17 protein-coding genes and 1 tRNA gene are annotated in these 20,720 nt (G+C 35.3%); 3 read left to right on the top strand and 15 right to left on the bottom strand.

Features of this window, described 5'->3' with window-relative positions; genetic code table 11:
- The first annotated feature begins 6 nt into the window (after nt 1-6).
- Nucleotides 7-3,078 (top strand): FAD-binding and (Fe-S)-binding domain-containing protein, encoded by a 3,072-nt coding sequence (locus J3U66_RS02955; protein ID WP_267347922.1) that lies wholly within the window; start codon nt 7-9, stop codon nt 3,076-3,078.
- A 142-nt stretch (nt 3,079-3,220) separates the two neighbouring features.
- Here the strand turns inward: J3U66_RS02955 and J3U66_RS02950 are convergent, their stop codons facing one another.
- The 12 genes from J3U66_RS02950 to atoD form a co-directional block, all read right to left on the bottom strand.
- The gene (locus J3U66_RS02950) at nt 3,221-4,282 is read right to left on the bottom strand and encodes a tyrosine-protein phosphatase (protein WP_267347920.1); all 1,062 of its coding nucleotides are present in this window, start codon (nt 4,280-4,282) and stop codon (nt 3,221-3,223) included.
- 9 nt (nt 4,283-4,291) lie between these two features.
- A complete protein-coding gene (locus J3U66_RS02945) occupies nt 4,292-5,107 on the bottom strand; it encodes a PTS system mannose/fructose/sorbose family transporter subunit IID (RefSeq protein WP_065635003.1) in 816 nt (271 codons plus the stop codon).
- Nucleotides 5,104-5,898 carry a PTS mannose/fructose/sorbose/N-acetylgalactosamine transporter subunit IIC gene (locus tag J3U66_RS02940; protein ID WP_267332638.1) on the bottom strand — a complete coding sequence of 265 codons (795 nt, stop codon included), beginning with the start codon at nt 5,896-5,898 and terminating at the stop codon, nt 5,104-5,106. Before J3U66_RS02940 ends, J3U66_RS02945 begins: the two co-directional genes overlap by 4 nt.
- A 44-nt stretch (nt 5,899-5,942) precedes the next feature.
- Nucleotides 5,943-6,416: a PTS system mannose/fructose/N-acetylgalactosamine-transporter subunit IIB gene (locus tag J3U66_RS02935; protein ID WP_267332639.1), complete on the bottom strand. Its 474-nt coding sequence runs from the start codon at nt 6,414-6,416 to the stop codon at nt 5,943-5,945.
- A gap of 10 nt (nt 6,417-6,426) precedes the next feature.
- Nucleotides 6,427-6,858, bottom strand: coding sequence for a PTS sugar transporter subunit IIA (locus tag J3U66_RS02930; protein WP_267344235.1), 432 nt, complete (start codon nt 6,856-6,858; stop codon nt 6,427-6,429).
- 279 nt (nt 6,859-7,137) lie between these two features.
- Nucleotides 7,138-7,977, bottom strand: coding sequence for a MurR/RpiR family transcriptional regulator (locus tag J3U66_RS02925; RefSeq protein ID WP_267332641.1), 840 nt, complete (start codon nt 7,975-7,977; stop codon nt 7,138-7,140).
- A 306-nt stretch (nt 7,978-8,283) separates the two neighbouring features.
- Nucleotides 8,284-9,678: a sigma-54-dependent transcriptional regulator gene (locus J3U66_RS02920; RefSeq protein WP_267347918.1), complete on the bottom strand. Its 1,395-nt coding sequence runs from the start codon at nt 9,676-9,678 to the stop codon at nt 8,284-8,286.
- Nucleotides 9,679-9,692: 14 nt separating this feature from the next.
- The gene (atoS, locus tag J3U66_RS02915) at nt 9,693-11,537 is read right to left on the bottom strand and encodes a two-component system sensor histidine kinase AtoS (RefSeq protein WP_267347916.1); all 1,845 of its coding nucleotides are present in this window, start codon (nt 11,535-11,537) and stop codon (nt 9,693-9,695) included.
- Between the two features lie 164 nt (nt 11,538-11,701).
- The gene (locus tag J3U66_RS02910; protein ID WP_267347914.1) at nt 11,702-12,883 is read right to left on the bottom strand and encodes an acetyl-CoA C-acetyltransferase; all 1,182 of its coding nucleotides are present in this window, start codon (nt 12,881-12,883) and stop codon (nt 11,702-11,704) included.
- Nucleotides 12,884-12,906: 23 nt separating this feature from the next.
- Nucleotides 12,907-14,253, bottom strand: a complete 1,347-nt coding sequence (locus J3U66_RS02905) for a TIGR00366 family protein (protein ID WP_267344231.1) — start codon at nt 14,251-14,253, stop codon at nt 12,907-12,909.
- Between the two features lie 6 nt (nt 14,254-14,259).
- A complete protein-coding gene (locus J3U66_RS02900) occupies nt 14,260-14,916 on the bottom strand; it encodes a 3-oxoacid CoA-transferase subunit B (RefSeq protein WP_267347912.1) in 657 nt (218 codons plus the stop codon).
- Between the two features lie 11 nt (nt 14,917-14,927).
- On the bottom strand, nt 14,928-15,584 hold the full coding sequence (gene atoD / locus J3U66_RS02895) for an acetate CoA-transferase subunit alpha (RefSeq protein WP_267347910.1): 657 nt from the start codon (nt 15,582-15,584) through the stop codon (nt 14,928-14,930).
- A 405-nt stretch (nt 15,585-15,989) separates the two neighbouring features.
- Here atoD and J3U66_RS02890 point away from each other — a divergent pair.
- Together J3U66_RS02890 and J3U66_RS02885 are read left to right on the top strand one after the other, a co-directional pair.
- Nucleotides 15,990-16,063: transfer RNA gene (locus tag J3U66_RS02890), tRNA-Cys, on the top strand.
- Nucleotides 16,064-16,390: 327 nt separating this feature from the next.
- Nucleotides 16,391-16,582 (top strand): hypothetical protein, encoded by a 192-nt coding sequence (locus J3U66_RS02885; protein ID WP_267344228.1) that lies wholly within the window; start codon nt 16,391-16,393, stop codon nt 16,580-16,582.
- A gap of 31 nt (nt 16,583-16,613) precedes the next feature.
- Here J3U66_RS02885 and J3U66_RS02880 read toward each other — a convergent pair whose 3' ends face one another.
- The 3 genes from J3U66_RS02880 to J3U66_RS02870 form a co-directional block, all read right to left on the bottom strand.
- Complete coding sequence (locus J3U66_RS02880; RefSeq protein ID WP_267347908.1) at nt 16,614-17,768, bottom strand: sugar diacid recognition domain-containing protein; 1,155 nt, start codon at nt 17,766-17,768, stop codon at nt 16,614-16,616.
- 242 nt (nt 17,769-18,010) lie between these two features.
- A complete protein-coding gene (locus J3U66_RS02875) occupies nt 18,011-19,168 on the bottom strand; it encodes a glycerate kinase (protein WP_267344226.1) in 1,158 nt (385 codons plus the stop codon).
- A gap of 17 nt (nt 19,169-19,185) precedes the next feature.
- Nucleotides 19,186-20,487: a GntP family permease gene (locus J3U66_RS02870; RefSeq protein WP_267347907.1), complete on the bottom strand. Its 1,302-nt coding sequence runs from the start codon at nt 20,485-20,487 to the stop codon at nt 19,186-19,188.
- Nucleotides 20,488-20,720 lie beyond the last annotated feature (233 nt).

Here is a 20,720-nt window from a genome sequence, read left to right as displayed (position 1 = left end):
TTTATTATGATTCCTCGATTATCCATCTCGCCTCAAATAAATGAGGTAACACTTAACTATTTAATAGCGCTTAAAAATTCTGCTTATACAGGTGATATTGAACACAGCTATGCATCACGTCTTAGCATGGCGACAGATAATAGTATCTATCAATTGATGCCTCAAGCTATTTTATTTCCTCGTTCAACTGATGATGTACAATTACTAGCAAGTATAGCTCAACGTGATGAGTTTAAAACGATAAAATTTACTCCAAGGGGTGGAGGAACAGGCACCAACGGGCAGTCATTAAACAGTGGTATTGTTGTCGATCTGTCACGTTATATGAACCGAATTTTAGCGCTCAATATTGAAGAAGGTTGGGTGAGGGTTGAGGCTGGTGTCGTTAAGGATCAATTAAATCAATACTTAAAACCTTATCGCTATTTTTTTGCACCCGAACTTTCAACCAGTAATCGGGCAACCATTGGCGGGATGATTAATACCGATGCTTCAGGACAAGGTTCGATGATATATGGTAAAACATCTAATCATGTTTTGGCACTCAAAGCGGTATTAATTACTGGTGAATTACTTGAAACAGGCAAAAAAAATCTAACCGAAATCGAAAAATTAGCGCATGATTCTTCTATTTATCGTTCTGTTTTTGATTATTGCAAAAATAACCGTCAATTGATTTTAGATAAATTTCCTCAATTAAATCGCTTTTTGACCGGTTATGATCTTAAACATGTTTTTAATGATAATTTGACTGAGTTTGATTTAACACGAATCATAACAGGTAGTGAAGGATCATTAGCGTTTGTCACCGAAGCTAAATTAAATATTATTCCATTACCAAAATATCGATTTTTAATTAATATCAAATATGATTCATTTCAATCCGCGCTAAGTAATGCTCCCTTTTTAGTCAAAGCAGACGCTTTATCTGTTGAAACAGTGGATTCAAAAGTTTTAGGGCTAGCCAAAGAAGATATTATTTGGCAATCCATTAAGGACCTAATTACAGAGGTCGATAATCATCAGATGCAAGGTATTAATATTGTTGAATTTGCTGGTAATGATTTTGATTCTGTCAAAGGGAAAATGGATAAGTTATGCCTGATTCTTGATCAACTTATGTTAGATCATTCAACAGGCATCATCGGCTATCAAACATGTCACGAACTTGGCGAAATTGAAAAAATTTATGCAATGCGTAAAAAAGCAGTAGGTTTGCTTGGTAATGCTAAAGGGGCGCGTAAGCCGATTCCTTTTGTTGAAGATACATGTGTTCCTCCTGAGCACTTAGCCGATTATATTCATGAATTTCGAGCATTACTTGATAGCCACAATTTAACATATGGTATGTTTGGACATGTCGATTCTGGGGTATTACATGTTAGACCCGCCTTAGATATGTGTGATCCACAGCAAGAAAAGTTAGTAAAGCAAATCTCGGATCAAGTTGTGGCGCTGACGGCTAAGTATGGCGGTTTACTTTGGGGTGAGCACGGTAAAGGTTTTCGTAGCGAATATAGCCCAGCATTTTTTGGCGAAACGTTATATCATGGGCTTCGTATTATCAAAACAGCATTTGATCCTGATAATCGTCTCAATCCAGGTAAAATTTGTGCACCATTAAATAGTAATGACCCCATGATAAGTATTGAATCAGTCACGCGTGGTTTTTATGATCGACAAATTCCAATTAGTGTAAAACGCGTATTTCATGGTGCCACTGAATGCAATGGTAATGGTCTTTGCTTTAATTTCGATGTTAATAGTCCAATGTGTCCATCAATGAAATTGTCTCAAAACCGTATTTATTCACCGAAAGGGCGGTCAGCATTAGTGCGAGAATGGCTACGTTTGATGGTAGAATTGGGTGTTAAAGAAGATGAACTTAATACATTATTACCCAAGGAACAGAGTCGTTTAGTCAGTTTTGCTAAAAAGCTTGTTTATACTTTACAGGCCAAATTTGGCCAATATGATTTTTCTCACGAGGTAAAAGATTCGATGGCCCATTGTTTGTCATGCAAAGCATGCTCAACACAATGTCCGATTAAAATAGATGTACCTGATTTTAAGGCTCGGTTTTTACAACTTTACCACACCCGTTATTTAAGACCAATGCGTGATTATTTAGTTGGTAATATTGAATCCTATTTACCATTAATGGCTCGTGCCCCACGTTTTTTTAATTTTTTTATGAAAATGTCGGTGACAGAATACCTGACTAATAAAACAGTTGGAATGGCAAGTTTACCAATGTTGTCTTTTCCAACATTAAAAAAACAGTTAATTGGGCATCCTAGCGCAAATGTTAAATTAGAATATTTACAGAATTTATCGGCGACTGAAAAAGCACAATATGTATTAGTGGTGCAAGATCCCTTTACAACCTATTACGATGCAAAAGTCGTATTTGATTTTGTGTGTTTGATTGAAAAATTAGGCTTCAAACCCGTTGTATTGCCTTTTGTCCCTAATGGTAAGGCTCAGCATATAAAAGGCTTTTTAAAACAATTTGCCAAAACTGCTCAAACTGCTTCTGATGTGTTATCGCAAATAGCGCAATTAAATATTCCAATGGTTGGCGTTGATCCTGCTTTAGTGCTTTGCTACCGTGATGAATATAAATTGATTTTACAAGATAAGTTAGGCGATTTTAGTGTTTTACTGTCACATGAGTGGCTGACGCATGTTTTAACTAAGATTTCAAAACCTAATATCACAATCAGTAATGGTGATAAACAATGGTTTTTACTTGGTCACTGTAGCGAAACGACACAATTACCAGCAAGTAATCAACAGTGGCAATATATTTTCAAGCAGTTTGGCGCACAATTACAACCTATTAGTGTTGGATGTTGTGGTATGGCAGGTACATATGGTCATGAAGTTAATAATTTGCACTCATCGAAACAGTTGTATCAATTATCTTGGCAAAAAGCACTTGAAAAATATCCTAAACAATTTTGTTTAACAACGGGTTATTCTTGTCGCAGCCAAGTTAAGCGCTTTGATAACTATAGTTTAAAACACCCTGTGCAGGCATTATTGGAGTTGGTTTCGTTTAATTGTTTAACTTAATGTGTCATTGTCATGCTTTAGCATAACTAACTTCATTGATGAATGGTAAATTTAAGTGAGTAGGGCAATGCAAAATAGCCCTTAATTTAATTGTAAGAAGCGCAATAAAATTGCGCTTTTCTATTGGTTATTTGTTAATGAATTATTCTAAGTAGATAGATTGCATTAATTTGAAGTGTTCATCAGTAAAACCAAGCTCTTGCTTGATATAATTACTTGGCGTTCCTGCTACTTTTTTCATGGTATTGAGGATTTCAATTACAAAACTTTCTCGAGTATCAATTAGACTTAGCAGATAACCAAGCACATCTTCATTATCGGTAATCTTGCGATAAGCCGCCATTTTAATTTTATTTCTTTCTAAGCGATTATCGTGTGTCAACATGTAATCATAAATGATGTCATCTTCACTCACACCAAGCATGACTTGAATTAATAATACGCCATAACCTGTTCTGTCCTTTCCGCCACGACAATGCTGAATGCTAGGGCTATTATTGGCATCTAAAACAACGTTGAGCATTTGCCGATAAGCATTTTTAGATTTATCGCTTACTACAAAATTACGATATTGTTCTAGAACTTGTTTGCCTTCGCCATTGACCAACTCTTTTGGTATATCTCGAATAACACTTTCAACTAATGCACGATCTTCATCACTTGGATCGGCGGCAAACTGTGCGGCCAGTTCGGCTGTTTGTGCTGATGCATCTAAATGGAAGGTATGTTTTTCACCGACAAAAGTATTTGGGCTGGTTTTGATTTCGTTTATGCTTCGATAATCAATAATCGTTTTAATCCCTAATGCTTTGATATATTGTTCAGCATCCGGCTTTAAACCATATAAATGATTAGAACGATAAAGTTGTCCCCATTTTACACGTTTACCTGATGCACCTAGGTAGCCACCAAAATCACGAAAATTATTTAGTCCGGTTATAGGTAATGTTCTTTCAGCAAATATGAAGTTATCTTTTCCTGCAATGGCCAAAATTAAATAAATTCGTTTTTTACCCTGTAATGGGTCATCAAAAGTAAAAGGACTTTTTATGTTTTTACTCACTAACGTTTTATGTACAGAGTTGGCATTAGCTTCATCAGTCCAATATAAATCTATAGGTTGGTTTTGATCAATGTTAAACGAGACTTCTAATTGTCCAACTTTATTGCGGATAACTGATGCTATTTGTGTTTTTGTAATCATGATTCATCCTTACTTTAATATACCAAACATTGAAAATATCACGCCAATTACCATGACACCTAAAATCAAAGTAACGGTATATTTTCCTTGAAATTTTTTAACTAAAAAGAATGTAGCCAAGGCAAAAAGTAAGGTCAAACAGTTTGGCATGACTTTATCAAACATCTCTTGTACTTTTATGGATTGTTCACCGACATTAATCGATAGTGGCGTGGATATTTTTACCGTTGTTGCAATTAATGAACCCAAAACCATAACACCTACAACATTAGCTAGATTACTTATTCGTTGAATAATGTTAGAATTTTTAGATTGTTCTATGAGATCAACCCCTTTGTTATAACCATAATGAATAAAAAAGTATTTTGATAGTACATTCACCAAGTTATAAATCAAAAACATTAAAATCGGACCAATAATGTTACCTTGTAAGGCAAAAGCTGCGCCAATACTGCCGCAAATTGGCATCCAAGTAAATTTTAGTAAGCTGTCACCCAGACCTGCAAAGGGTCCCATCAGGCCTGCTTTAACCGATACAACGGCTTCTTTTTCATCTTCGCTGGTTTTTTCTTCCATTGCAGCGGTTACACCTAATATTAATGCACCTGCATTAATTTGCGTGTTAAAAAACTCCAAGTGGCGTTTCATAGCCCGCACACGGGTTTCTTGATCAGCATCATGATAAAGCCGTTCTAATACCGGCGTCATACAGTGGGCGAATCCGATCATCTGCATTTTTTCATAGTTATAAGAAAAAGACATGGTTTGCAGATTCCAAAAGATACGATTAAGATCTTTTTTAGTGATTTTATGTTGAGTGCTCATAGATCATAGTCCTCTTCAGTATTATTTAATGCAGGTTTATTATCTGATTGTTCGGCGTTATTGTTATTACTGTTACCACTTGACGCCATGTCATAAAGCACAGCAAAGGCAAGGGCGATAAAGGTGATTGGAATAATAGGTAATTTTAAGTAAGTGGTTAACATAAAACCAAGTAAAAAGAAGAACCACATGCGTCCTTTTAACAACATTAATAATAAGATACAAATACCGACCGCTGGAATTAATTTTGATGCAACGCCCATGCCGTCAATAATACTTTTTGGAATAGCATCAAGAATGGTTTTAACTAAATCACTACCAAAATAAATCGCAATAAAGCACGGCACAGCTCGAATTAAAAACCAGACAGGCGTTGAAAAAAAGTGAACTCTAGCTAGGCCTTTATAACTTCCACTTAATACAGAACGTTCTGCCCATGGATTAAGGAAACAAGCAAACGAACGCCAAATAATGAGTAATTGTTGGCACAGTAAAGAGACCGGCACGCCAAGTGCAATTCCTGTTGCAATACCACCACCTGTTGTAATCCCTAAAGACACACCAATAATTGCGCCTGCAACAATGTCGGGCGCTGAATAAGCCCCTACATTGCCAATACCCATCCACATTAATTCTAGGGTAGCACTAATGGCAAGTCCCTGAACCATATCTCCCATAATAATTCCAGCTACCGTACCGGTTAATAATGGTCTTCGTAGCATTTGTGGTCCGACGTCATCCATCGAACAAATTCCCGCCCAAATGGCGACAAGAATAGCCTGTGTTAACATAAGTTAACCTCCAATTTGATTAGTCATAGCGATAAAAGCGAAAATCAGTTAAGTAAAGTTTTAAGATCAACTACTGGATCTTTTGGCACCATTTGGACTTCAACTTCAACATTATTCGCGATAATATTTCTAAAAGCCTGTTCTTCTTCAGGCGTAACAGATACCGCTCTTGATAATTGATGACGCCCGTCTTGCATGCGCATACCACCAACATTCAATTTTTCTAGCTCAAGTCCGCCCTCGATTAAGGCATTAACATCAATACTATTGGTAAATAAAAGCATAGTACGTTTTTTGATAGGGGTCTTTTTTAAGATATCAATAAATTGTTGAACACCGAAAACCAATACTTTTAATCCTGGCGGTGCTGACATGGTTAGTACTGATTGCTGTACTTTATCCGCAGCGACCTTGTCATTGATTATCAGCACTTGTTCAATATCGTAATTTTTTACCCAAGTAGTAATTACTTGTCCATGGATTAAGCGATCATCAATTCTAGCTACATTAATTGGCATGGTGTTCTCCTTACAGCTCATTAGATTGTTCACGATGAGAATTGAGTACTTGACTAACGTCAATACAACTTTGTGGGAAGGTTTCTTCAATAGCTTGTTTAACGTCTGTGAGTGTTTCTTCTCGATTGTTTAAAACTTCAAGTAATACAGGAATGTTAAAGCCACAAAACAACAATACATCATCATGAGTTAATAAAAGTTCACTAGCAAGATTGCATGGTGTTCCACCAAGAATATCGACTAAAATAATTACACCTTTACCATTATTTAATTTTTGATAACTTTCTTGCATTTGTTGGCGTAAATTATCAATATTGCTATCGATTAAAACCGAAATCACTTGCATGTTTGATTGTTTACCCATCAGCATTTCGGCACATTCAAGTGCACCTTGTGCAAACGGGCCATGACTGGCAAGAATGATTGGTATTTGTGTTTGCATCATCTATTTCCTTTAGCTTTTTAGTAATAATATTACTTTTATGTGTTTTATATTTAGTAATAAAATTACATCTATGTGCGATGTAAGTCATCTCTTTTTTTTAAATTTTTAAAAATTTGTGAACTCGATCATATTTATAAAAAAAAGTGTTTTGGGCTTGGTAAATTGCAATTTAGATAGTGGCATAGTTGAAGTGATAAAATTCACTATCAATATGATTAATAGTGATTAATTAGGTAGGCTAATCAAACATTAGTTTATTGTTTGATCATTGTTTTATTAATGTGGATATTTTCGTTCTTCACGGTGTAGGATTTGTTGTAACAAGCGTTCATCATATTTACGTATAAACAAATTAGTGACTAGCATGTTGATTACCGAAATTTGTGATATTTTGGAACGAATAGGAATTAAGCGAGAAACATGTTCGGTTGATGTGGTATGTAAAATTACCTCAGCAAGCGATGATACCTGGCTTTGTCCCATTTTAGTTATTGCAATAGAACGTACATTGTTTTTTTGAGCTAACTTAAGTAAGTCTATGCATTCCGGTGTTTCACCTGAGTGCGATATAATAATAATTAAATCATTGCCGTCTAAATTATTAGCAATACTTTTTTGAATGTGGGAATCGAAATGGCAGCTGACATCTTTTTTTATTTTAATGAGTTGATATTCTAATTCCTTACCAACTAATCCACTGCTACTTGCGCCAAAAATAATAATTTTATTGCTATCTATGATTAGGTCGATAGCTTTATTTAATGATTCCAAATTAATCATCGAGTGGGTTTCATCTATTGATGATTTTTCCATTGATTGGACTTTATTATTCACATCTTGCAGGGAATCATTAAGATTGATGTCATCTTGTAACACATCGGTGTTGAGTTTTCGGGGGAGGGAAGAAATAAGATCGACTTTAAAATCACTAAAACCACTATATCCTAATTTATTGCACAAACGCAAAATGGTGCTGGTGCTAACTTGATTTAATTTAGCTAATGATTGAATGCTCATATTTTTTAATGCATCGGTGTTTGCTTGAATAAACGTTGCCACAGCAAGTTCTTTTGCGGACAGATCTTTTTTCACTTCCCTAAGTTTTAAATCAATCATTACCCACCTCAATGTTCAAATCTCATATTCTGAGTATACAAAATTAGTGTATAAATTTGAAAAATTTATAATTAAATCTTATCTATTCTAAATGTGATTTAATTATTTCACGTTGATGCACTCGATAAAATAAGTTTTATTGATGCTGTTGATGGGTAAAATACCACTTAATCATATTCATGCAAATTATTTTGATTTTATCTTATTGTTAACTGAAAGCGAAAATGAGATGAGCATTTGATAAAGCGCTTTAAAAATATTGCTACTAAGGTAACAATTAGCGAGATATGCTAATGTATTTAATAATCAGTGTATTTTTTCAAATATTTTATATTCTTGCATTTTATAAAGTAACGTTCGTTTGCTAACACCTAACGAATTTGCGGTAGTTTCACGATGACCATTATGGCGTTTTAATGCGTTAATAATTAGCTCTTTTTCGTAATTTTTCACTTTGTCTTTTAAGGTGGTATTTGGTGAGTCAGAATCTTTAAAATTGACTGTTAAATCATGCATGTTTTTATTGGCATTTATTTGTGCAGGTAAATCGTTAGCATAGATAAATAATCCGTTTGACATAATCACCGAATATTCAATGGCATTGGCTAATTCACGGATGTTACCCGGCCATGCGTATTGATTTAGTGCTTCTACCGCATCAATTGAAAAATCCAATAAGGCTTTATTTTGTTCGTGGCAAAATTGGTTAGCGAAATAGCGTGCTAATAACATGATATCATTTTGTCTTTCGCGTAATGGCGGTAAATCTAAACTCATAACATTTAAACGATAAAACAGATCTTGTCGAAATTTTCCTGTTTCAACTAAATTTTGTAAGTTACGATTGGTTGCTGTAATTAGTCGAAAATCACTTTTAATTAATTTATTTCCACCCAGCGGTTCAAACTCTTTTTCTTGAATAACTCGTAGTAATTTTACTTGTAGATTAGTCGACATTTCGCCAACTTCGTCTAAAAATAGCGTGCCAAGGTGCGCACGTTCAAATAAACCAATTTGACGCTGATAAGCGCCAGTAAATGCCCCTTTTTCATGACCAAATAGCGTACTTTCAAGCAATGTTTCAGGTAAAGCACCACAATTGATTTTGATAAATGGACCTGTTGATCGGGTGCTGTAGTAATGAATTGTTTTCGCAACTAACTCTTTACCTGTGCCACTTTCTCCGGTAATCAGGACGGTGGTATTGGTTTGAGATACTTTTGCGATATTACGGCACAACTCCATCATATTTAAACTATTGGTTAATATATGCTCTTTATTATCAGAATTGGCTAATTCAATTTGTGGCACTAGCGAAATGCCATTTTTTTGCGCTTGACTAAATTCAAGTGTACGACAAATCAACGCTTTTAGTTCGTCTAAGTCAAATGGTTTAACAATATAATCATAAGCACCGAGTTTTAATGCCTCAACAGCAGTGTCGACACTGGCATAAGCTGTCATTAAAATAACATAGATATCAGGATTTATTGTTTTAATTATTTTTAATGCTTCAAGACCACTCATCTTTGGTAGACGATTATCCAACAAAATAAGATCAATGTGTTGTTGTTTGATGATAGCAATCGCTTCTTCACTATTGCTTGCTTCAACAACTTGATACTGTTGTTCTGATAACAAAAGACTTAATAACTTTCGTAAATTTAATTCATCTTCAACAATTAAAATTTTTTCTGACATAGGATCCTTAATTTTTAATTAATAGGTAGTGCGATCTCAACAGTAACACCTGTACTGTTCACATTATTTTTAATTGTGATTTTACCTTTATGAGAGGCAATAATCTTTTGTACTATGGGCAATCCTAAACCAGTACCGGATAGTTTTGTGGTGAAAAAAGGGTTAAATATTTTATTAAATAGTGCTTCGGGAATACCTTCACCATTATCTTTAATACAAATCAGTTGATACTTTTGATTATTCGATAATTTTGTCGAGATTTGTATAATGCCTTGCGCTGGTATTGCTTGAATGGCATTAATAATTAAGTTTAATAATGCTTGTTTAATTAACTCTTTATCCAAATATAAGGTAGATAACTGGTGGTCAAGCGAAAGCTCAATATCAATGTTATTTGAACGGTGTGAAGTGTTTATCAATATTAACACTTCTTCAATTAAGTGGTTGATATTGATTGAACTATAAAAGTTTTTTGATGGTGCTGCAAAGTCTAGTAATTGTTGTATCACGTGGTTAATTGAATCCACCTCGTTGAGAATAATTGTGATGTATTCAGACTTTTCGCTATTGCTGATATTGTTTTGCAAATATTGCACAAAACCGCGTATTGCCGCTAAAGGATTACGAATTTCATGGGCAACACCTGCCATTAATTCGCCTAATGACACAAGTCGTTCTGTTTGTTGTATTAATTTTTCAATCTCTTTTTGTTCGGTAATGTCTTTAAAAATGACTAAGGCGCCAATTATATTGCCTTGATGATCTTTTAAGTGACTAGTGCTAGACGAAATTTTGATAACCTGACCTGACACCGGAAAGTCGACTTCCACACTATTATGATCAATGCCGTTATATAAAGTATCAAGTAGTGGACTTTTAAACTCTTTATCATCTAATAATGTTGAGTAGGGCTTACCCAAAACTTGTTTTAATTGATATCCGGTCATTTTTTCAGCGGCAGGATTAAGCATGGTAATTGCACCGTTAATATCGATAGTAATGACTCCGTCTAAGCTGTTTTCTAAGATTAGTTCATTGATTGTTTTGGTTTTACTCAATGTTTCGGCAAGATTATTTATGCCAGTGACAATTTCATTTAATTCGCCACGTATCGCAGGCAGATGTAAGGTAAGATCAAAGGGTAATGCATGCAATCCATGTTTAATGACATCGATATCCGAATTGAGTTTTTGTGATAAAATCCAGGCAATTAAAATGCAACTTAACATGCACAAAATACTGATAATAATCACATTTTTATCAAAAACGAAAGTTTGTTTTTCAATGTCATCAATCGTTTCATTTGCCCAAATATAGCCTAAAATTTGATTATCACGCACAATGGGTATCATGGCATTCATGATATTGCCTCTGACTTGTTTACCAATATCAACCATACTATGACCGCTCTTCATTACTTCTCGCCCTTTATGCGAAGCAGCTATTGATTTGCCTACATTGTTTCCATAAGCTGATTTAGGGGCATAGACAACAATTGCATCTAATTGTTTATGATAATAGCCAGCAGCAATTTTAGGCATATTGGCTAAGAGCGGTTCTATTTTAGGTGAAAGGTATTGATTTATTTGTTCGATTTGCTGTTGATGAGAAAGATTTGTGTCAATTTTATGGTAAGCATCATCCAATAATAGATCAAGCATTTGGCTAATAGCGTATAACTTTTGACTTTTTTCTTGGTTAAGAAGATTGCGACCTTCTTTGTCGATTAATACGGCAAAGATAATTATAGAAAAGCAAGAAAGTAACGTAACCAATAAAAAGATACGCGCGCTAATTTTATCGGGGTATAATTTTTTGAAAAAACTAGACGGCATAAATACTTTGATATCCTTAATCATCCATTATTTTTAATAGTTGTTATATATTTATCTTAAATTTAATTGTTATTCCTGTAAGTGATTATGCATTAAATCACTCGTGCTCACAAGGTCGGTGGAATAGGAATGATCGCCCAAACCACCAATTTTTATCTAATTATTTACATGCTAGATTGTCTTTATTTTCAATAACGTTCGATAATGACCGTAGTGCCTAATCCACCACCAATACATAGGGTTGCAAGACCTAATTGCTTATCATGATGAATCATTGAGTAAAGTAAAGTGACTAAAATGCGTGCACCACTTGCCCCTATAGGATGACCAAGTGCAATAGCTCCACCATGGATATTGGTTTTATCAAGAGCAAGATTGAGCTCTCGACCAACGCCTAAAAACTGAGCGGCAAAGGCTTCGTTAGCTTCGATTAAATCAATATCAGAAAGGTTTAGTCCAGCTTTTTGTAGCGCTAATTGAGTTGCAGGTACCGGTCCTAATCCCATAACACTAGGAGCAACTCCACCTGATGCGTAACTACGGATATATGCTAATGGTTTTAGCCCTAACTCCTTGGCTTTGCTTTCCGACATGATAACTAATGCGGCGGCACCATCATTGATACCTGAGGCGTTGCCAGCCGTCACTGTACCGTCTTTTTTAAAAGCAGGGCGGAGTTTAGTTAATGCCTCTAAACTAGCATCAAATTTAGGATGTTCATCTTGATTAAAGATAATATCCCCTTTACGGCTACTCACGGTTACTGGCACTATTTCATCAACAAACATTCCATTTTTAATTGCTTGAGAGGCTAACTGTTGAGAACGTAACGCAAGCTGATCTTGCTCTTGGCGAGTGATATTATATTGCTGAGCAACGTTTTCTGCTGTGATTCCCATATGGTAATGATGCGTTGCGCAAGTTAAACCGTCGTTAACTAAAGTGTCATAGAGTTCGGCATTTCCCATTTTTAATCCCCAACGAGCTTTGCTGTTGATTAAATAGGGCGCTTGTGACATGTTTTCCATCCCACCGGCAACGACGATATCGTTGTCACCGGCCAAAATACTTTGTGCGGCTAATTCAACTGATTTTAACCCACTACCACACACTTTATTGACGGTGAAAGCAGGAACGCTATTAGCAATATTTGCCTTTAACGCTGCTTGCCTAGCAGGATTTTGTCCTAAACCGGCTTGTAATACATTCCCCATAATCACTTCATTAACTAAATTGGCGTCTAATTTTGCGCGTTTTAACGCTTCTTGTATGACAATTGCACCCAATTCAATAGTACCAACTGATACTAATGAACCATTAAAAGTGCCTATTGCTGTTCGGATGGCGCTAACAATTACTGCTTTTTTCATAATTTACATCCTTTTATTGGTAATCAAAAAAAGTACAAACCGATGAGAAATATTGGAGTAGTAAAGATTAAGGCTGTCATGCAATAGCCCATGATGTCTCGTACCCCTAATCCCGCTATTGCAAGAGCAGGTAAAGCCCAGAATGGCTGTAACATATTCATCCACTGTTCACCATAGGCAATGGCCATGGTTGATTTACCTAAATCTGCACCTAACGCTTGAGCAGCAGGAATGACAAACGGTCCTTGAATAACCCAGTGCCCACCGCCAGAAGGCACAGCAAAATTAATGATGCCTGAACTGAAAAAGGTCCAAATTGGGAAGGTATCTTTATTAGCAATATTGATAAAAAATTCCGTAATTAATCCACCTAAACCTGAGTGTTCCATCATTAACTGGATGCCTGCATAGAATGGAAATTGAATGATGATTCCTGCGGTACTTTTAGCTGCATTAGACACCGCGCGCATATATGCCATTGGTGTACGGTGTAATAAGATCCCCGCAGTTAAGAAGATTAGATTGACCGTGTTGATGGTAATGTTAAAGCCATGATTGTAAAAATAGATGGCTAAATAGCTAATCCCTAGTACACCGATCAATAACGATAATATTTTGCTCTCTTCTAATTTTTCAGCTGCTGTTGCTGTTTTGCGGTCGATCTTTTTCTGAAAATCAGGTTCAGGAGCCAGTAATTCTGGATTAACAGTATGAATAGAATCATCTTTACGAATCATAAAACGTACTAAGATCGGTAAACAAATGACTAACATGACTGTAATAAAAATATTACTTGCCGAGAACATTGTGTGTGAAATAGGGATAATCCCTTGAGGATTACTTTCTGATACCATAAAGTGAGAAACAGGATTATTCGGCGTAGCAGCCATTAATGGCATTGAGCCTGATAAACCGCCACCCCAAGTCATGAAAGCAATATAGGCACATGCAATTAACAAACCATAATCAACATTTTTCACTTGTCTTGCCACTTCTTTGGCTAACATAGCGCCTACAACCAATCCAAATCCCCAATTTAAAATACAGGCTATACAACCAACAAAAGTAACAAGCATGGCTGCTTGTGTTGGGGTTTTTGCCAATGAAGCAATTGAGACTAAAATGGCTTTAACTGGGGGAGAGCTTGCCAAAGCATGGCCTGTCACAACAATCAGTGCCATTTGCATACCGAATGCTAGTAGGTTCCAAAAACCATCTCCCCACATTTTAACTAAGCCAAGAGGTTGTGAATCGGTTAATCCCCATGCCATAAAAAAGATAACAAAGGTAAGTAATAATGCAAAAATGAGTGGATCAGGTAGATATTTGCTAACTAAACTCGTGGTATATTTTGATAATCGAGAGATCATATTGCATTACTCCTCATGACCAATTGACATGGTTTTTAACTTTTCAGCAATTAAAAACTCAGCTTGTGTTTTACTTTTGATTGTGGTTAAATCGACTCCATTTGCCATTTCTATTAAGTAAAGCTGGCCATTGCGAAACTCAAATACCGCAAGTTCGGTAACAATCATGTTTACTTTTCCTTTGGCGGTGAGTGGTAAAGTACAATGGCGTAATATTTTTGCTTCGCCATTTTTAGTGCAGTGCTCCATGGCAATAATCACTTTTTTAGCGCCTGTGACTAAATCCATCGCTCCGCCCATTCCGGGTACCATTTTGCCGGGTACCATCCAATTGGCTAGATTGGCATCTTGGTCAACTTCTAAACCACCTAACACGCATGCATCAACATGACCACCTCGAATTAATACAAAAGAAAATGCACTATCAAATGTCGCACCACCTGCGATGATGCCACAAGGTTGTCCTCCGGCATTGACAATGTTTGGATGATCAACTGTTTTGGGTCCTAAGCCTAAAAAACCATTTTCCGATTGCAACGTGATATGAACATCTGTCGGCAAGTAATTCACTACTTGAGTTGGCAAACCAATTCCTAAATTAACGACATCGCCATCTTTCAGTTCTTGTGCGACACGTCTAGCTATTAACTCTTTATTATCCATTATGATTCTCCTTAATTATCAGAACTGACTATGTAATCAATAAGTGCTGCTGGCGTCATAACGGCATCTGGGTCGATTTGACCAATTTCGAGTAAATTATCCACCTGAGCAATTACGGTATTTGCGGCTGTTGCGATTAAAGGATTGAAATTGCGAGCTGAGTATTGATAAACAAGATTACCGCTATAATCGCCTTGATAAGCTTGAATAATTGCTAAATCGGCATGGATAGGGAGTTCTAACAAATATTTAACCCCATTAATGGTCAAAATTTGCTTACCTTCTTCAACGATTGTTCCAACACCAGTTGGGGTTAATACGCCACCTAAACCAGCACCGGCAGAACGAATTCTTTCAGCAAGCGTACCTTGTGGAACTAATTCAACGTCGATTTCACCTGCAATCATTTTTTTTCCGGTTTCAGGGTTCGTACCAATATGAGAGGCGATTAATCTTTTTACGCGATTATTGGTGATTAACGGACCAACGCCAGTATCGACAAAGGCGGTGTCATTACCAATTAAAGTCAAATTTTTCACGCCTGAATCTAAAATGACTTGGACGATTTTTTCAGGTGTGCCACATCCCATAAATCCTCCAAACATAATTGACATGCCATCTTTCAAATGCGTTTTAATTTGTTCTGAGTTTATTAATTTTTTTTTCATCCATTTCCTCCATGGTATAAAACCAAAATAGTTGTTATTACAATTTCAATTGCAAATGCCATACCACATCAGATAAGAGGATAGGAATTTAATTTATTTATTTGATTTAAAAGTATTTAATCTGATTTTTATATTGAAAATAAAAGTGACTTCACGAAATAATTTGCATATAAGTGCAAAATTTATTGCGTGAGTAAAGAATGGAAAAATGACCAAGAACTGCATCGGTATGGGCTAGCCACTATTTTTTAAAACATATGTTATTGCGTATCTTTTTTCACAGATAAATTCTATTTTTAAAAATTTAACCCCAAAACACATGACTGCTGTAATTATAGTCTATTTAAACTTGACGTCTAAACAAGGCAATGCTAATATTTGCCACCTATTCAGATAGACCCCTACGGCGCGTTGGCAGAGTGGCCATGCTGCGGATTGCAAATCCGTCTACCTCGGTTCGACTCCGGGACGCGCCTCCATTAAAACATCCAGAAAATCAATAAATTAAATAATTAATCACTCAAAAAATTAAAACACTTGGAATATACTTAGAATATACAGTTAGAATAAATCTTCTTTATGAGTGGGTTTAACATCGGTGTAACTTTGACATTTCTGTCATAGGTATTAACTTGTTTTGGTGATTGATTGAGTTTAATTTTAGGTCTTGTTTTATGTTGTGAGTATGCTTGTTATTTTTATTGATGGCATCACACAATTCATGTTTTTTCTGTAACGTTGATTCAAGTTTGAATTATAGTTACTAAAAAACCACTTAGTATTGACCACAGAAAGGAAAATAACTTATGGCATATTTCAATTATCATGCAAAAGCAAAAAAATTAATTCAAGATGGTATGCTTATTCATTATGAATTTGTCGATAATTGGAATGGCATTAAACCCGCTTTAGTTCTCTATTTCAAAGATGCTAAACCGATGCCAATTAGAGAATATCGTTGGCAAGAATATTTACCTTTAATTGGTCCAAATCATTAATCATTTTTTATTAAATTTGAACCTATAGCATCTATTTATTTAGTTGCAGGGCAATATAAAGTAACACTCGGTCGTCAAATTTGGCCAAATTAAATCCTGTTAAAGCCGCAATTTTATTTAAACGATACTCTAATGTATTGCGATGAATAAATAATGCTTCTGCAGTTTTGTTATATTGTAAATTATGACAAAACCAAGTGGAAAGTGTTTTTTGTAGTACTCCATTAGAGTCTTCTAATTGTAATTTTTTCAAAGGTGATAGTAACTCTTCAGCTTGCCAATCTTGATTTAAGCTATCAAGTAATACAGGTAAAATAAGTTCTTGATAATAAAAGTTACGACATTGTGGCATCCTTTGTTTACCGACTAACAGCGCTGTTTTAGCTGTTTGATAGGAACGGACAATCCTATCTTTATTTTGATGAAAATAGTTCCCCAATGAAATTCTCACTAGGAATTTACTGGAAGATTTGATATGACTTACTAATTGTTCTAATTTTTGTTTATGACGAGCAAGATCCCAACGATTAAATTTATTCAGTGCCGGCATCAACATGACAATTTCTGTTAATGATTTTATTGCAACAAGATTATTCTTAGTAATGTTAATTATCTCATTTTGTATATATTGTAATTCACTCATGGCAGTTTGTATGCCTAGTTGACCGCTATCAACCTCAATAATCACAACAACGTACGGTAAAGAAAGATCGATATTGAGTTTTCTGCTCCATTCTGTCACATCTACTACAGTATTCTCTGATTGAATTACGGATAAAATAAATTCTTCTTTTAAGCGATTATCTTGTGATAATTGATTAAGTAATTGCGCTTGTTCCATCATCATTTCGGCTGACATGCAAACTAACTGAGCAAATTGTGTGATTTTAGTCGGTTCGCCGGTGATGCCGATTACGCCAACGATTTCATCGTTTAATTTAAGTGGAAAATTGACGCCAGGCTTAACTCCTTTAAGTTTTTTTGCTGTAGGTGAATCGATGGTTACTACTCTTTTTTGTGAAATGGCAAGCATTGCGCCTTCATGTAGTTGTCCGATTCTATCCAAATCTCCACTACCAATAATTTTACCCTCGCCATTCATGACATTAACGTTGTGCTCGATAATTTTCATTGTTTTTTCAACGATATATTGAGCAAGAGTTGGCGTGAAATTATTAGATTTCATAGGACAAATACCTTAAAAGATTCATAATAAAATAGCCATTAAAATATTGGATCTAAATTGCATTTTGTATAAAACTTATTGTAATAATATCAACTTAAGTTATGTAAATTATTTTCTAAAATGAAAACGATAATATCTTTACTATATTAATAAAGAAAATTTTATTTATAAAAAAGGATAAAGTTTAACTAAATTTTATCTTTTAGTTTACTCTATCCTTTTTACTTATTTTCGGATGTTGCCTAGATTTTGTTTTTAAGTTGAGCAATATTAATTAAACGAGCTATATTTTCACTTGTTCGTTCAATATTGCAAAAACCTGAATCCAATAAATCTTCTATATTTGCAGCACATGGAATGATGCCAAAAATTGCATCAATTCCTTCCGGATATAGTTCATTAATATTTTTACCAACAGTACCCGCTAATGCAATAACAGGTATACTTAAGTCTTTAGCAACTTGTGCAACACCATAAGGTGTTTTTCCGAATTTTGTCTGGAAATCAATACCACCTTCGCCAGTGAAACAAAAATCGGCACCTTTTAATTTGTTTTTTAAGCCACTGTATTGGATAACAATATCAATGCCTCGTTCCATCTTACTGTTAGTAAAAGCCATTAATCCTGCTCCTAATCCACCTGCAGCCCCTGCACCAGGAATAGTCGCTACATCTTTACCGAGTTGAGATTGGATAATCGAGGCATAATGTTTTAAATTGTTATCTAATTGTTTGACCATTTCAGGGGTAGCTCCTTTTTGTGGACCAAAAACGTTTGAAGCACCTTTTTCTCCACATAATGGATTAGTTACATCACTTGCAACTATAAACTGAACTGTATTTAGTGCTGGATTTATATCAGTCACATCAATTTTTACCAATTCAGCTAGCGCACCACCACCTTTGCTTAATATTTTATGATCTTTATCATAGAATTTAACCCCTAAAGCTTGAGCCATTCCAGCTCCACCATCATTAGTTGCACTTCCACCAATACCTAAAATGATTTTCTTTACGTCATGTTTTAAGCAAGCTAGAATCAATTCACCAGTACCGTAAGTTGTGGTAATCAACGGGTTACGTTTTTCTTTTGATATTAATTGAATGCCACTTGCAGAAGCCATTTCAATAACTGCAGTAGTTTTATCACCCAATATTCCATAATGTGCAGTTACTTTATCGCCTAAAGGACCTGTTACTTGACAAGAATAAAGCGTACCATTTGTTGCATCAACTAAGGATTGTGTTGTTCCTTCACCACCATCAGCCATAGGAACATGAATAAAATTTGCATCAGGGTATACTTTTTTTAAACCTGATTCCATTGCTTTACAAACTTCCTTTGCAGTCATACTTTCCTTGAAAGAATCCGGTGCAAGTACAAATGTTTTTTGTTTCATAACATAATATCCCGATATTAAATAATAAAGTCATATAAAATTGTTGCGACGATTGTCATCGTGCCACCAACAAGTGCTTCAAAAGGAATTAATTTCATACGTTGTTTAATTGACATGTTCATACTATTACCAGTGACATGGAAATAGTTACCTTGAGGTAAGGAGTCAATTACCGTTGTACCGGTATGCATCATGACAGCAGCGCTTATACTTGGTATTCCTAAATCAGTAATGGTTGTACCGAATGTACCGGTTGCTAGAATTACCCCTGTTGATGTTGAAGCGGTTGCTGCAGCCATTAAAATACCTGAAATTGGTGAAAGGTAATAACCTGATATCCCCATAGAATCAATAATATCAATAACTTGTTTAGCGAGGTTAGATGAACCAATTAATCCTGCTATAGCACCAGCTCCAACCAAAATAAGTACAGTCGGCGTCATTTTATCGATACCTGATTTAGTGTACAGCGCAATTTTGCGATGCTGACCCATCGCTAGCATACCAACCATACCGGCAATAGGTAAAACATATAATGCATCTAGTTTTAAGTTAGTTAAAAAATCAATATGAAAAATATTACCAATTGGACTTAGCATTAGTAATAAGATAGCAGTAACGGGGGCGACAATAGCTTTTCCTAATGAAGGATTATTGGTTTTTTCCTCAGTATTATTTTTTAACATTAGCACTTCTTGAGTCGCGATTTTGTCGCCTTTATTTTTTATTAATGAAGCAATAACAACTGTAGCCATTAACCCAAATATTGCAGGAATGAAACCAGCTATCATCACATCGCTTAAACTTAAATTAAATCCATTTGCAACGGCTATAGTATTTGGGTTTGGTGAAATAATATTTCCTGCTTTTCCGCCTCCAGATAGTGCCAATAAAAGTGCTAAACGTGATATGCCCATTTTATTGCCGACTGACAGTGCGATAGGGGCTACGATTAATACTGCAACAGGTATAAAGACACCTGATGCGGTAATAATTCCTGTTGCTAACGCTAAAGCGAGTAATGCTTTTTTCTCACCTAATTTTCGTACCACTGCTTGGGCAATCGTTTCTGCAGCGCCCGATTCCATCATCACACCAGCTAAAATACCTGCAGCTAATACACGAATCACCGTTCCCATAATACTTTGTGTACCGCTAGTTAATATCGATACTGTTTGAAGTAAGTTTGCGCCACCAATAAAAGCACCAATGATAGCGCCAAAGAATAGTGAATAAACAGGATTTATACCACGCAAAATTAAAAAAATAGCTAAAAACAAACCTATTAGTGCACCGTACCAATTGATCAGTTCAGTCATTAAAATCCTCCTTGTTTTGAAAATAGCATTAATTTGAATTCGGCTAATTTTAATCTTAGGATGAGTTTAAAGCTATGTAACATTGCCCAAAAATCATAAGTTATAAGTTTAATAAAATTGGGCGTAGTTATAATTTGATGTGAGCTACGTCACATTATTGGGTAATATATTTATTATTTTAACAATAAGTTAGAATATATGTTTCAATATATGATTGATGTTATATTTTTTTT

It is taken from the genome of Gilliamella sp. B2969 (assembly GCF_026536195.1).
GTDB lineage: Bacteria > Pseudomonadota > Gammaproteobacteria > Enterobacterales > Orbaceae > Gilliamella.
Note: the sequence above shows the minus strand (reverse complement) of the source record. Positions and strands in the feature narration are given on the sequence as shown.

Coding starts and splice junctions, on each gene's coding strand:
- J3U66_RS02955 (WP_267347922.1), top strand. CDS start 7: ATGATTCCTCGATTATCCATCTCGCCTCAAATAAATGAGGTAACACTT.
- J3U66_RS02950 (WP_267347920.1), bottom strand. CDS start 4,282: ATGATTACAAAAACACAAATAGCATCAGTTATCCGCAATAAAGTTGGA.
- J3U66_RS02945 (WP_065635003.1), bottom strand. CDS start 5,107: ATGAGCACTCAACATAAAATCACTAAAAAAGATCTTAATCGTATCTTT.
- J3U66_RS02940 (WP_267332638.1), bottom strand. CDS start 5,898: ATGTTAACACAGGCTATTCTTGTCGCCATTTGGGCGGGAATTTGTTCG.
- J3U66_RS02935 (WP_267332639.1), bottom strand. CDS start 6,416: ATGCCAATTAATGTAGCTAGAATTGATGATCGCTTAATCCATGGACAA.
- J3U66_RS02930 (WP_267344235.1), bottom strand. CDS start 6,858: ATGCAAACACAAATACCAATCATTCTTGCCAGTCATGGCCCGTTTGCA.
- J3U66_RS02925 (WP_267332641.1), bottom strand. CDS start 7,977: ATGATTGATTTAAAACTTAGGGAAGTGAAAAAAGATCTGTCCGCAAAA.
- J3U66_RS02920 (WP_267347918.1), bottom strand. CDS start 9,678: ATGTCAGAAAAAATTTTAATTGTTGAAGATGAATTAAATTTACGAAAG.
- atoS (WP_267347916.1), bottom strand. CDS start 11,537: ATGATTAAGGATATCAAAGTATTTATGCCGTCTAGTTTTTTCAAAAAA.
- J3U66_RS02910 (WP_267347914.1), bottom strand. CDS start 12,883: ATGAAAAAAGCAGTAATTGTTAGCGCCATCCGAACAGCAATAGGCACT.
- J3U66_RS02905 (WP_267344231.1), bottom strand. CDS start 14,253: ATGATCTCTCGATTATCAAAATATACCACGAGTTTAGTTAGCAAATAT.
- J3U66_RS02900 (WP_267347912.1), bottom strand. CDS start 14,916: ATGGATAATAAAGAGTTAATAGCTAGACGTGTCGCACAAGAACTGAAA.
- atoD (WP_267347910.1), bottom strand. CDS start 15,584: ATGAAAAAAAAATTAATAAACTCAGAACAAATTAAAACGCATTTGAAA.
- J3U66_RS02885 (WP_267344228.1), top strand. CDS start 16,391: ATGGCATATTTCAATTATCATGCAAAAGCAAAAAAATTAATTCAAGAT.
- J3U66_RS02880 (WP_267347908.1), bottom strand. CDS start 17,768: ATGAAATCTAATAATTTCACGCCAACTCTTGCTCAATATATCGTTGAA.
- J3U66_RS02875 (WP_267344226.1), bottom strand. CDS start 19,168: ATGAAACAAAAAACATTTGTACTTGCACCGGATTCTTTCAAGGAAAGT.
- J3U66_RS02870 (WP_267347907.1), bottom strand. CDS start 20,487: ATGACTGAACTGATCAATTGGTACGGTGCACTAATAGGTTTGTTTTTA.